The sequence below is a fragment of the Glaciibacter superstes DSM 21135 genome (assembly GCF_000421145.1).
Classification (GTDB): Bacteria; Actinomycetota; Actinomycetes; order Actinomycetales; family Microbacteriaceae; genus Cryobacterium; species Cryobacterium superstes.
Map to the genome: position 1 here is coordinate 50,058 of NZ_ATWH01000001.1, position 13,242 is coordinate 63,299.

General features: G+C 64.1%; 8 protein-coding genes. 4 read left to right on the top strand and 4 right to left on the bottom strand.

Translation table 11 applies throughout. The features are described from left to right. Nucleotides 1–168: 168 nt before the first annotated feature. The 3 genes from K323_RS28610 to rpoB form a co-directional block, all read right to left on the bottom strand. On the bottom strand, nt 169–1,227 hold the full coding sequence (locus tag K323_RS28610; protein ID WP_022883299.1) for a hypothetical protein: 1,059 nt from the start codon (nt 1,225–1,227) through the stop codon (nt 169–171). A 150-nt stretch (nt 1,228–1,377) separates the two neighbouring features. After that, complete coding sequence (locus K323_RS0100310) at nt 1,378–5,289, bottom strand: DNA-directed RNA polymerase subunit beta' (RefSeq protein WP_022883300.1); 3,912 nt, start codon at nt 5,287–5,289, stop codon at nt 1,378–1,380. Between the two features lie 44 nt (nt 5,290–5,333). After that, complete coding sequence (gene rpoB / locus K323_RS0100315) at nt 5,334–8,825, bottom strand: DNA-directed RNA polymerase subunit beta (RefSeq protein WP_022883301.1); 3,492 nt, start codon at nt 8,823–8,825, stop codon at nt 5,334–5,336. Between the two features lie 298 nt (nt 8,826–9,123). On the opposite strand from rpoB, the gene K323_RS0100320 reads away from it, so the two are divergent. The 4 genes from K323_RS0100320 (at nt 9,124) to K323_RS0100335 (ending at nt 12,469) form a co-directional block, all read left to right on the top strand. Continuing rightward, complete coding sequence (locus K323_RS0100320) at nt 9,124–9,993, top strand: spermidine synthase (RefSeq protein ID WP_022883302.1); 870 nt, start codon at nt 9,124–9,126, stop codon at nt 9,991–9,993. A 54-nt stretch (nt 9,994–10,047) separates the two neighbouring features. Continuing rightward, nucleotides 10,048–10,689, top strand: a complete 642-nt coding sequence (locus tag K323_RS0100325; RefSeq protein WP_022883303.1) for a tetratricopeptide repeat protein — start codon at nt 10,048–10,050, stop codon at nt 10,687–10,689. Between the two features lie 95 nt (nt 10,690–10,784). Beyond that, entirely contained in the window at nt 10,785–11,975 is a 1,191-nt protein-coding gene (locus K323_RS0100330) for a PQQ-dependent sugar dehydrogenase (protein WP_022883304.1), read from the top strand. Next, on the top strand, nt 11,975–12,469 hold the full coding sequence (locus K323_RS0100335; RefSeq protein ID WP_022883305.1) for a SprT-like domain-containing protein: 495 nt from the start codon (nt 11,975–11,977) through the stop codon (nt 12,467–12,469). The genes K323_RS0100330 and K323_RS0100335 overlap by 1 nt, the downstream gene beginning before the upstream one ends. 132 nt (nt 12,470–12,601) lie before the next feature. Here K323_RS0100335 and K323_RS0100340 read toward each other — a convergent pair whose 3' ends face one another. Then, nucleotides 12,602–13,174, bottom strand: coding sequence for a 2-phosphosulfolactate phosphatase (locus K323_RS0100340; RefSeq protein ID WP_022883306.1), 573 nt, complete (start codon nt 13,172–13,174; stop codon nt 12,602–12,604). Nucleotides 13,175–13,242 lie beyond the last annotated feature (68 nt).

Sequence of the window (13,242 nt, forward strand, 5' to 3'; positions counted from 1 at the left end):
TCTCCGGTTCAGAGACACCCTGCAATCCCAGCGCGAAATCGCGCGGCTGTCGATGGGGAGGTCTCACCATCGACACACCACACTACCTACTCGACTCAGCTCACTCGACTCAGCGCACTCGACTCAGCGCACTCGACTCAACCCGGGAGCCGACGGATGCTGCCGGGGCTAGGGACGAGTCAGCTGAGGTCCGGCTTCGATGAGGCGGTCATACTCGGCGCGCCCTTCTGCGTTCCGCGCCGTCACAGCGCGCCCACGACGGGCGACCCAGGCTCCGAACCAGATCGGTACCTCCCGCGCAATGACCGCCGCGGCGATCGCACCGGGGTTCAGCCACTGGCCCGCAATGAACGTCGACGCCTCGCCGGGCGTGAATGTCCAGGCCTGGACGGTCAGGAGCGCGCCCCCGATGTAGGCGAAGTACACCACAACGGCCACCAGGAAGCCGAACAGGACGTAGCTCCACCAGCCGCCGCGGTTGACGATGGCGATCAAGACCGCGAAGGCGATGAAGAAGAAGATCACCGGAATGTAGAAGACCGGCCTGATCAGAAACTCGACGAAGGTCGTTGACGCATCCGCAACTGAGCTGTTCGTCACAGCGGAAATGATGAACGCTGTTACAGCGAAGAGGGCGGCGAAGACGACGGTGGCGACCAGTGCGATCAGGATGCCGCCTCCGCGATTACCGCGTTCGTGCGGAGCCGTCGGCGCCTGCACGTAGATCGGCGACTGCTGTACTGGTGCATACGCGGGGTACGGCGCGCGCGAGGAATCAGCGGCATAATCGTCGGCGAGGGTCGCCGCGCCGGTTCCACCGACGGTGGCCGCCGGCACATAGGTCTCCCGCTTGATGTTCTCCGCGGCAACAGGCTCCGGATAGGGCTGCTGACGGTCGTATGCGGCAGTGTCGGCGGTGTCGGACTGCTCATCCGCGCGCGTCGGCTCGCCGTTGACCGGTGTCGAGTCGGTGCGAGCAGGCGCGTCGCTGAAGGTCGGGGTATCGCTGGCAGTCGACGTTTCGCTGACGGCGGGCGGATCAGCAGTCACGGGAGGGTCGGTTCGGCCCACGCCACCGGCCTGTGCCGCCGTGCGCTCATCCGTTCGATCGTCCACACCGTCATCGAGGTCTGCGGAGCGGCGAGGCTCATCTGCGTTGTTCGACCCTGCTGTGCGGTCATCCGTTTCGCTGTTGCTGTCGCCGTGCTCTGGCGTCGTGTTGCTCATGCTGCACTCCTCGTGGCCGCTGGCCGTGACTGTCTGGTGCAACTGTATCAATGCGCCCCTCTCGTCCCGCGGATACTCGCCACGCAAGTCGCACATACGACCGATGGCCCCTGCCGAAGCAGGGGCCATCGGTGTCGAACGGGATGCCGCTTAGTTGTACGTGCCAGGCGTGAAGTCGTCCGAGCTGAAGCTGTCGAAGTCGACGAAGCTCAGGTCACCCTCGTTGAAGGCGGCCTCATCCGTGAAGATGCGGTTCGGGTAACGCTCTGCCTTGGCTTCCTCGGTCGCCTCGACACTGATGTCGCGGTAACGGGGAAGGCCGGTGCCGGCCGGGATCAACTTACCGATGATCACGTTCTCCTTGAGGCCGACCAGCGGGTCGCTCTTGCCTTCCATGGCCGCCTGGGTCAGAACCCGGGTGGTCTCCTGGAACGACGCGGCGGAGAGCCACGACTCGGTCGCCAGCGAAGCCTTGGTGATGCCCATGACTTCCTGACGGGCCGATGCGGTCTTCCGACCCTCGGTGAGTGCGGCGCGGTTGAGGTCGTTGTACTTCAACCGGTCGACCAGCTCGCCAGGAAGCAGGCCGGTGTCGCCGTGCTCGACGACGGTCACCTTGCGCAGCATCTGGCGAACGATGACCTCGATGTGCTTGTCGTGAATCGGAACGCCCTGTGAGCGGTAGACATCCTGCACTCCACCGACCAGGTGCTTCTGCACCTCGCGAACACCCTTGACACGAAGAACTTCCTTCGGGTCGACGGCGCCGATGATGACCTGCGTGCCGAGCTCGACGTGCTGACCATCCTCAACGAGGAGCGTCGAACGCTTGAGCACCGGGTACGCGATCGGCTCGTCGCCGTTGTCCGGCGTCAGGATCACCTTGCGGCTGCGATCCGTGTCCTCGATCGTGATGCGACCAGCGGCCTCGACGATGGGCGACGCACCCTTGGGGGTACGTGCCTCGAAGAGCTCCTGCACCCGGGGAAGACCCTGGGTGATGTCGTCGGCGGATGCCGAACCACCGGTGTGGAAGGTACGCATCGTGAGCTGGGTTCCCGGCTCACCGATGGACTGCGCGGCGATGATGCCGACGGCCTCACCGATGTCGACGAGCTTGCCCGTTGCGAGTGAACGGCCGTAGCAGACCGCACACACACCCACTGCGGACTCACAGGTCAGCACCGAGCGCACCTTGATGTTCTCGACGCCGGCCGCGACCAGCTTGCCGATGAGCACGTCGCCAACGTCGTCGCCGGCCTCGGCGACAACCTCACCCTTGGAGTTGACAGCATCCGCTGCCAGGCTCCTGGCGTACACCGCGTTCTCGACGTTGGCGTCGCGAACCAGAGTGCCGGTGGAGTCGACGGCCGCGATCGGCAGCTCAAGACCCTTGGTCGTGCCGCAGTCGTCTTCGCGGATGATGACATCCTGCGAGACGTCGACGAGACGACGAGTGAGGTACCCGGAGTCAGCCGTACGCAGAGCCGTGTCGGCCAGACCCTTACGAGCACCGTGAGTAGCAATGAAGTACTCGGCGACGGACAGGCCTTCGCGGTAGCTCGAGATGATCGGGCGAGGGATGATCTCACCCTTCGGGTTGTTGACCAGGCCTCGCATGCCGGCGATGTTGCGCACCTGCAGCCAGTTACCACGGGCACCCGAGGTGACCATGCGATTGATGGTGTTGTCGGCGGGGAAGTTCGCCTGCATGGCTGCGGCGACGTCTTCCGTTGCACGGGTCCAGATCTGGATGAGCTCCTGGCGACGCTCGAGGTCGGTCGTCAGGCCCTTCTCGAACTGTGACTGCACCTTGGCGGCCTGCTTCTCGTAACCGGCAACGATCTCCCGCTTGTTCGGCGGTGTCAGGATGTCGCTGAGTGCGACGGTCACTCCCGAGCGGGTTGCCCAGTGGAAACCGGCATCCTTGATGTTGTCCAGCGCCGCTGCGACCTCCACCTTCGGGTAGCGCTCCGCGAGGTCGTTGACGATCGCGGAGATGGTGCCCTTGTCGGCCACCTTCTCGAAGTACGGGTAGTTCGCGGGAAGCGTCTCGTTGAACAGGGCGCGACCGAGCGTGGTGTTCACCAGCACGGTGCCTTCAGCCTTACCCATGCCATTCGTGACACCGACGAGTTCGACTCCGTCGGGCTGCGTGCCCTCGGTGAAGTACTTGTCAGTGAGACGGATGCGCACCTTGGCGTTCAGGTCGAGCGTCTTCTGATCGAAGGCGAGGATCGCCTCTGCAACAGAGGAGAACGCGCGGCCTTCGCCTTCGACACCGTCCTTGAGCGTCGTCAGGTGGTGCAGGCCGATGATCATGTCCTGGGTGGGCAGGGTCACCGGTCGACCGTCAGACGGCTTCAGGATGTTGTTGGATGCGAGCATCAGTACGCGAGCCTCCGCCTGTGCTTCGACAGACAGCGGCAGGTGGACTGCCATCTGGTCACCGTCGAAGTCGGCGTTGAACGCGGCACAGACGAGCGGGTGCAGCTGGATGGCCTTACCCTCGACGAGCTGTGGCTCGAAGGCCTGGATGCCCAGGCGGTGCAGCGTCGGTGCGCGGTTCAGCAGCACGGGGCGTTCGCGGATGATCTCCTCGAGCACGTCCCAGACCTGCGGACGGCTGCGCTCGACCATGCGCTTGGCCGCCTTGATGTTCTGGGCGTGGCTCAGGTCGATCAGGCGCTTGATCACAAACGGCTTGAACAGCTCCAGCGCCATCTGCTTGGGCAGACCACACTGGTGAAGCTTCAGCTGCGGACCGACGATGATCACTGAACGGCCGGAGTAGTCGACGCGCTTGCCGAGCAGGTTCTGGCGGAACCGACCCTGCTTGCCCTTGAGCATGTCGCTCAGGGACTTGAGCGCACGGTTACCTGTGCCGGTGACCGGGCGGCCACGACGACCGTTGTCGAACAGTGCGTCGACGGCCTCCTGCAGCATCCGCTTCTCGTTGTTCACGATGATCTCAGGCGCACCAAGGTCTAGCAGGCGACGCAGGCGGTTGTTGCGGTTGATCACACGACGGTAGAGGTCGTTCAGGTCGCTTGTCGCGAACCGGCCACCGTCGAGCTGCACCATCGGGCGCAGCTCAGGCGGGATCACCGGAACGACGTCGAGCACCATGGCCGCCGGCGAGTTGCCGGTGGACAGGAACGAGTTGACCACGCGCAGGCGCTTGATCGCACGGATCTTCTTCTGGCCCTTGCCCTCGGCGATCTGCAGGTGCAGGTTGTCGCTCTCGGTAGCCAGGTCGAAGGCCTCAAGGCGCTTCTTGATGGCCTCGGCACCCATGTAGGCCTCGAAGTACATGCCGAAGCGGTCCTGGAGCTCGTGGAATACCGAGTCCTCTGGCTTGAGGTCGCCTACCTTGAGGGTGCGGAAGTCTTCCCAGACGCGTTCGAGGTGAGCGATCTGCTCGTCGATCGACTTGCGGGTCTGGTTCATCTCCTTCTCGCCGGCGTCCCTGGTGCGCTTCTTCTGGTCGCTCTTGGCGCCCTCGGCCTCCAGTGCGGCAAGATCGGTCTCCAGGCGCTGCATGCGCTCGGCGATGCGGGTGTCGCGCTGGCCCTCGAGGGTCTTGATCTCGAGGCGGAGCTCGTTCTCAAGTCCTGGCATGTCCTGGTGACGACCGTCTTCGTCTACGTCGATGACCATGTAGGCAGCGAAGTAGATGACCTTCTCGAGGTCTTTCGGTGCCATGTCGAGCAGGTAGCCGAGACGGGAGGGAACACCCTTGAAGTACCAGATGTGGGTGACAGGGGCGGCGAGTTCGATGTGGCCCATGCGCTCACGGCGCACAGACGACTTCGTGACCTCTACGCCACAGCGCTCACAGACGATGCCCTTGAAGCGCACACGCTTGTACTTGCCGCACGAGCACTCCCAGTCACGGGACGGGCCGAAGATCTGTTCGCCGAACAGGCCGTCTTTCTCCGGCTTCAGGGTGCGGTAGTTGATGGTTTCGGGCTTCTTGACCTCGCCGTGCGACCAACGACGGATGTCGTCAGCGGTTGCCAGACCAATACGAAGCTCGTCAAATGTTGTTGCGTCGAGCAATTTCTCTCCTTGGAAAGTTTTCGAAGTTTCTTGAGTGGCCGGGCTTAGATGTCGTCGATGGACGACGACTCAAACCGGGTGGAAATGTTGATGCCGAGTTCCTCAGCGGCGCGGAAGACTTCGTCATCCGTGTCGCGCAGGCTCACTGCCGTGCCATCGGCCGAGAGCACCTCGACGTTCAGGCAGAGCGACTGCATTTCCTTGATCAAGACCTTGAAGCTCTCGGGAATACCGGGCTCCTGGATGTTCTCGCCCTTGACGATCGCCTCGTACACCTTGACGCGGCCGAGGATATCGTCGGACTTGATGGTCAGAAGCTCCTGCAGGGCGTATGCGGCACCGTATGCTTCGAGCGCCCACACCTCCATCTCACCGAAACGCTGTCCGCCGAACTGCGCCTTACCACCCAGCGGCTGCTGCGTGATCATCGAGTACGGGCCGGTGGAACGGGCGTGGATCTTGTCGTCGACCAGGTGGTGCAGCTTCAGGATGTACATGTAGCCGACCGAGACCGGCTGCGGGAACGGCTCGCCGGAGCGGCCGTCGAACAGAAGGGTCTTTCCGGTGGAGTCGATCAGGCGGTCGCCGTCACGGGTCGGATTCGTGGAGTCGAGCAGACCCTCGATCTCCTGCTCGAGTGCGCCGTCGAACACCGGTGTGGCCACCTTGGTGCCTGGAGCGGCGCTGTGCGCTTCCTCAGGCAGACGGCTGGCCCACTTGGGCTTGCCTTCGACCTTCCAGCCCTGCTTGGCGATCCAGCCGAGGTGGGTCTCCAGCACCTGGCCGAAGTTCATTCGACCTGGAATGCCCAGCGGGTTCAGGATGATGTCGACCGGGGTTCCGTCTGCGAGGAACGGCATGTCTTCGGCCGGCAGGATCTTCGAGATGACGCCCTTGTTTCCGTGACGGCCTGCGAGCTTGTCGCCCTCGGTGATCTTGCGCTTCTGGGCGATGAACACCACAACGCGCTGGTTGACGCCAGAGCCGAGTTCGTCATCGCCGTCCTGTGCGTCGAAGACCTTGACACCGATGATGGTGCCCTGCTCGCCGTGGGGAACCTTGAGGCTCGTGTCACGGACCTCGCGACTCTTCTCATTGAAGATCGCGCGCAGGAGGCGTTCCTCTGCCGACAGCTCGGTCTCGCCCTTCGGCGTGACCTTGCCGACCAGGATGTCGCCGGGGCGAACCTCGGCACCGATCCGGATGATGCCGCGCTCGTCGAGGTCGGCGAGCAGATCTGGCGACACGTTGGGCAGGTCGCGGGTGATCTCCTCCTTGCCGAGCTTGGTGTCGCGGGCGTCGACCTCGTATTCCTCGATGTGAATCGAGGAGAGGACGTCGTCCTTCACCAGGTTCTGGCTCAGGATGATGGCGTCCTCGAAGTTGTGACCCTCCCACGGCATGAACGCGACGAGCAGGTTCTTTCCGAGGGCAAGTTCACCGTTGTCGGTTGCGGGGCCGTCTGCGATGACCTCTCCAACCTCAATGCGGTCGCCGGCATTGACGATGACACGGTTGTTGTAGCTGGTGCCCTGGTTGGCGCGGTCGAACTTGCGCAGGAAGTACTCCTGCGTTCCGCCCGCGTCGAGCTGCACGGTGACGGCGTCAGCCGCGACCTCGGAGACGACGCCGGCGCCGAGCGCGGTGATGACGTCACCCGCGTCGATGGCTGCGTAGCCCTCCATACCGGTACCGACGAGCGGGCTGTCGCTGCGAAGCAACGGAACGGCCTGACGCTGCATGTTGGCACCCATGAGTGCGCGGTTCGCGTCGTCGTGCTCGAGGAACGGAATGAGGGAGGTACCCACCGACACCATCTGGCGTGGCGAGACATCCATGTAGCCGATCTCATCGTGTGGGAAGAGGTCGACCTCTCCGCCCTTCTTACGGGCTAGAACGCGATCTTCAGCGAAGTGTGCGTCCTTGGTCAGTGGCGCGTTGGCCTGGGCGACGATGTACTCGTCTTCCTCGCTCGCGGTCAGGTAGTCGATATCCGTGGTGACAACGCCATTCACGACGCGACGGTACGGTGTCTCGATGAAACCGAAGGAGTTGATGCGCGCGAATGACGCGAGCGAGCCGATCAAGCCGATGTTCGGGCCTTCAGGAGTCTCGATCGGGCACATGCGGCCGTAGTGCGAGGGGTGAACGTCTCGCACCTCGACGCCGGCGCGGTCACGGGACAGACCACCCGGGCCCAGCGCCGAGAGACGACGCTTGTGCGTCAGGCCGGCGAGGGGGTTGTTCTGGTCCATGAACTGCGAGAGCTGCGAGGTGCCGAAGAACTCCTTGATCGCGGCGACAACGGGGCGCACGTTGATCAGGGTCTGCGGGGTGATCGCCTCGATGTCCTGCGTGGTCATGCGCTCGCGAACGACGCGCTCCATGCGGGACAGGCCGGTGCGAACCTGGTTCTGGATCAGTTCGCCGACCGCGCGGATGCGACGGTTGCCGAAGTGGTCGATGTCGTCGACGTCGAGGCGGAGGTCAATCTTCTTTCCGTCGCGCACGCCGGGGAGCGTCGTCTGGTTGTCGTGCAGGGCAACCAGGTACTTGATCGTTCCCAGGATGTCCTTCAGCGTCAGCACGGAATCGGCGAGCGGTGCGTCGATGCCGAGCTTGCGGTTGATCTTGTAACGCCCGACCTTGGCCAGGTCGTAGCGCTTCGAGTTGAAGTAGAAGTTGTCGAGGAGCGCGCGTGCGGCCTCTGCGGCAACCTGCTCGCCCGGACGAAGCTTGCGGTAGATGTCTTTGAGCGCCTCTTCCTTGGTGAGGATGGCGTCTTTCTCCAGCGTCAGTTCGATCGACGAGTAGCCCTTGAACTCCTCGAGGATCTCTTCGCTGGTAAGGCCGAGGGCCTTCAGGAAGACCGTGACGGACTGCTTGCGCTTGCGGTCGATGCGCACACCGACCTGGTCGCGCTTGTCGATCTCGAATTCCAGCCAGGCACCACGGCTCGGGATGACCCTGGCCGAGTAGATGTCCTTGTCGCTGGTCTTCTCCTGCTGGCGCTCAAAATAGACCCCGGGGCTCCGCACGAGCTGCGAGACGACAACACGCTCTGTGCCGTTGATCACGAAGGTGCCCTTGGGGGTCATCAGCGGGAAGTCACCCATGAACACGGTCTGCGTCTTGATCTCACCGGTGAGGTGGTTCATGAACTCAGCGTTCACGTACAGCGGTGCGGAAAAGGTCTTGCCCTTTTCCTTGCACTCGTCGATCGTGTACTTTTCCGGCTCAAGCTCCGGGTTGGTGAACGAGAGCTGCATCGTTTCGCCGAGGTCTTCGATCGGAGAGATCTCTTCGAAGATCTCGTCGAGCCCGGTGCGGCTCGGGAGGTCTTGGCGACCCGCCTTCTGCGCCTCGGTGACACGCTGCTTCCAGATGTCGTTTCCGACGAGCCAGTCAAAGCTCTCGGTCTGCAGTGCGAGCAGATCCGGAACGGTGAGAGTATCGGTGATCTTTGCGAACGAGAGACGCCCTGCTGAGCGGCCGTTCTTGGGTGAATTGGTGGTTGCGTTGCGCGCAGCAGCCAAGGAAATAACCTCCGTGGACCCCGTCAGGTCTAGTTACTGGTAGTAATGGAGTACTCCACAGATTTTCGGGGATTCATAATCCTCGAAATGGTATGCCGCAAGGTGGCTTGAGCACGCAAAGCCGACCGCAATATGAAGGCAAAGTTAATCTGGGAGCGCAAAGATCAACTATAGGGGTTTTGACGCGCCGTGTCTACTCGTTTCTTGACCTGATCAGATTTCTCGGGTATAACCCAGCTTCGTGGCCATCCGGCGGACGAGTCGACGGCCATTTCCATCGCTGGTGCAGACTGGAGTAATGGCCAGGGACGAGCAACCGACACCGATGATCACTCTGAACAAGAGCGGCTACAAAGCGAGCATCGTCGTCGACCCGTTCGTTGCAGGCTCCTACCAGCTGATCGTCGACGGCACCCCGCAGTCCCATGTCAACCTCGACGATCCTGCCGACCTGTTCTTCGAATACGTGCGGCGCATCGGGCACGTGGTCGATCTGATCGGTGACCCCGGTGAGCCGATCACGGCCGTGCACCTCGGCGGCGGCGCGCTCACCCTTCCCCGCTACGTGGAAGCGACGCGGCCGGGATCCCGCCAGCAGGTCGTCGAACTCGAGAGCGACCTGGTCGACTTCGTGCGGGCGGAGCTGCCGTGGGACAAGCGCGCACAGCTGCGTGTTCGCCACGGTGACGCACGCGAGGTTCTCGCGAAGCTGCCCTCCGGCCTCCACGGCTCGGTCGACCTCGTGGTCATCGACATCTTCTCCGGAGCGCGCACCCCCGCCCACGTGACCAGCCGCGAGTTCTATGAACTGGCGGCGCCGTTGCTCTCGCCGCGCGGCGTTGTCGCCGTGAACGTCGCCGATGGCCCCGGCCTGCCGTTTGCGCGCGGTCAGGCCGCCACGCTTTCCTCCGTCTTCCCCCACGTCGTCGCCCTGGCCGAAACACAGGTACTGAAGGGAAAGCGATTCGGCAATTTCGTCTTTGTGGCCGCGAACACTCCGCTTGACGTCGACTGGTCTCCGCGGCTGTTGGCCGGCGGTCCGCATCCGGCAAAGGTGGTGGCCGGCGCCGAGATGCGCGAGTTCATCGGGACTGCCCCCGTGTCGACGGATGCGACGGCCACCCCGTCTCCGCTGCCAGGGCGCACGGTCTTCCAGATCGGCCGCTGATCCCGGCTGCGAGCACATCGACTGACCCTGGTATGCCGGCACCGCTGTCGCAGGGTGGACTCACCTGCCGGATGGGGCATCGGCACCGTGTGTGCGCGATATCCTGATGGAGAACCCGGCATCACCCTGCGTGGCCCACCCAGCCCGCCAGCAGCCACTGGAAACACCCTGAGCATCATCACCGGTTATGACGCAGTCACCCTGCGTGAAAAAGTCGACCTCCGCGCAGCGGGTGAACGGCTCGACGAGCTCGGCGAGCTGCGCAGCCTCTCTGCGCTGAACGAGAAGGTTTCGCTGCTGCGACTTGTCGGGCGTCTCGATGAGGCCTGGGAGATCTCCAACGAGGCCGTCCGCCAGGCACGGTTCACCGGAAACCGGGAACAGCTGGTGTCCAGCCGAATTCGCCGCGCCCAGGTGCAGCAGTACCAGGGAAAGCTCGACGAAGCCCGGTCAGAGCTCTCCCACTGCGTACTTGAGGCCGAAACCCACGAGTGGTCAAAGGTCGCGGCGGTCGCCCGGCAGCACCGGGGCAAGGTCTGCTTCGAACAGGGCGACCTCGACGCGGCCCTGGCCGATTTCACAGCCGCGGTCTTCCTGCTCGAAAAAGCCGGGGCATCCGCCGGCCGGATCGAAAGTTCACTGATCGCCGTGGCGGTCGTCGAATCGTTCATCGCCGAGGCTCGCGAGAACGCCTGACGAGAATTCTCGCGTACCGATTTGCAGGCAGTTTCTTCCAATTCGGGCTGGATTTGGGAGAATGCACTCAGTCAGACCCGGACTGAGGTGCACAGATGAGCGGCACGGCACGGCCCACAAGCGGCAGCCGACGGAGCTTCCGCCTCGCTGCGGCGTGCGCCGTGGCCGCCGGCGTTCTGCTTGCGGCGACCGCCTGCACGTCCGGATCCTCCGCGCCGACCGGGCCAGGCACTGGCACTCCGTCAGAACAGGCACGGCCGGTTCCGTCACAATCCCCGCCTCCCGCCGGCGTGGAGCTCCCGGTTCGTCCGGTCGGTGAGCCGGTCGTCATCGCGGCCGGGCTTGACGCACCGTGGTCGATCCTCCGCATTCCCGCCGGCGGCACCCTGATCAGCGAGCGCGACACCACACTGGTGCGCGAACTCCTTGCCGACGGCAACACCCGCGAGGCCGGCAGCGTCACAGCCGCGAAGCCAGACGGAGAGGGTGGGCTCCTCGGCCTGGCCTTCCTGGCCGATCCTGCCGCACCGGGCGGAACCGGCTGGGTGTACGCCTACTTCACCGCGTCAGACGACAATCGAATCGAACGGATGCCGCTGGCCGGCACCGAGGGCGGCTACACACTGGGTGAGCCCGAACAGGTGCTCGCTGGAATCCCCAAGGCCGGCAACCACAACGGTGGCCGACTCGCGTTCGGTCCAGACGGAATGCTCTATGCAACGGCGGGTGATGCCGGGACCGGCGACAACGCGCAGAACCTCGACTCGCTCGGTGGCAAGATTCTTCGAATGACGCCCACCGGCCAGGTACCGGACGGCAATCCGTACGGCACTCTCGTCTACTCGTACGGTCACCGCAATCCGCAGGGCATCGCGTGGGACTCGCATGGGAGCCTGTGGGCCAGCGAGTTCGGCCAGAACACCTGGGATGAACTGAACCTCATCACGCCGGGAGCCAACTACGGCTGGCCTGTCGTCGAAGGGAACTCCGACAGCACCGAGTACACAAATCCGGTGCACCAGTGGCCGACATCGGAGGCGAGCCCGAGCGGCATGGCAATCGTGAACGACACCATCTTCGTGGCGGGGCTTCGCGGCGAGCGCCTCTGGCGCATCGTTCCATCCACAGGGGAGGTGGACGACTGGTTTGTCCACAGTTTCGGCCGACTTCGTGACGTGGTGTCTGGGCCTGATGGCACACTATGGTTCGTGAGCAACAACACGGATGGCCGGGGAGACCCTGCAGACGGTGACGACCGCCTGTACCAGGTGCAGGTGGCACCCTGATGGCCGAACTCGACCGCGTGCGCCGCTGGGCAGACGCCCTCATGGTGCTCCACCTCGACACGACCTGGTCGTTCGGGTTCGACAACGCCAAGAAGCGCGCGGGACTCTGCAACTTCACCGCAAAACGCATCACCGTCTCCCGGTATCTCGCCTCCCGGTACGAAGACGACGAAGTGCACCAGATCCTGCTGCACGAGGTCGCCCATGCACTCGCCGGTCCCCGCGCCGGGCACGGGGCGAAATGGCGAATGATCGCCGCCGACCTCGGCTACGACGGCAAGCGCACCCACGACGGTGAGATTGCCGACGAACTGGCGCCGTGGGTCGGCACGTGCCCGGCAGGCCACACGCACTACCGTTACCGCCAGCCGACTCGTGCCCTCGCTTGCGGACTGTGCGGGCGAGGATTCAATCGTGCCCACCTCATCTCCTGGGAGCGCAGGGAGATCACCGCCGCCGCCCGCCGCAGGGCTGCGGCATCCGCCGGGCGCTGAGACACGCGAGTAGACGCTCGCACTCGACCACGATCACCGTGCTTCGCGTTGCAGGCATCGCCAATCCCGGCTGCCTGGTCGAGATCGATGCGGTCGCCGCCCTCTGACAGTGTCGAGGGCCGCGGCACGCGCTTAGACGCGGAATGCGAACTCGGTGATCAGGGCGATGTCACTCGAGTTGTCGAGGACGGCAGCGGCGTGCACCTCGTCGCGTCGCCCGCTCGCCGCGAGCGCCTGACCGGACTCCGACGCGAGGAGCAGGTGCTTGCGCGCCTGCCTCAAACCCACGAACGAAGCGGATGCCGCTGCGGCTTCCGGCGAGCAGTGATCGATTCCGAGCGTGGAAAGCGCGTCGATCACGGCACCGGCCAGGAGCAGGTCTTCCACCGCGAACCGTGACGTGCCGTCCGGCCGAACATCACCGGCTGCGATCACGGCCACAGAAAAACGATCAGACTTCTCCCCCTGCCTGCCGAGTACCCACTCGGCAACAGCAGTGCGGTTGTTCAGGCTCGCCGTGATCACACGGTGGGCGCCGAGTGGCGTCGGTGCCGGCCGAGCCGACTCCGGGCGAGACGGGACGGAAGGGGCAGGCAGGGCGTCGGCGATCACAACAACATCGCTCTGTGCTGCGAGAGCCTGGAACCCGGGCAGCGCCCAGTCGAATCGAACCTGGTAGAACTGCTGCGGTTGCGTGTCATTCACCGCTCAAGAATATGCCAGGGTCATCCCTGACCAGGTCGGTGCGCGTCATGAAAGTCAACGTATGTCAG

Bases quoted from the DNA above. Each gene is read 5' to 3' on its own strand.
- K323_RS28610 (WP_022883299.1), bottom strand. From the start codon at position 1,227: ATGAGCAACACGACGCCAGAGCACGGCGACAGCAACAGCGAAACGGAT.
- K323_RS0100320 (WP_022883302.1), top strand. From the start codon at position 9,124: ATGGCCAGGGACGAGCAACCGACACCGATGATCACTCTGAACAAGAGC.
- K323_RS0100330 (WP_022883304.1), top strand. From the start codon at position 10,785: ATGAGCGGCACGGCACGGCCCACAAGCGGCAGCCGACGGAGCTTCCGC.
- K323_RS0100335 (WP_022883305.1), top strand. From the start codon at position 11,975: ATGGCCGAACTCGACCGCGTGCGCCGCTGGGCAGACGCCCTCATGGTG.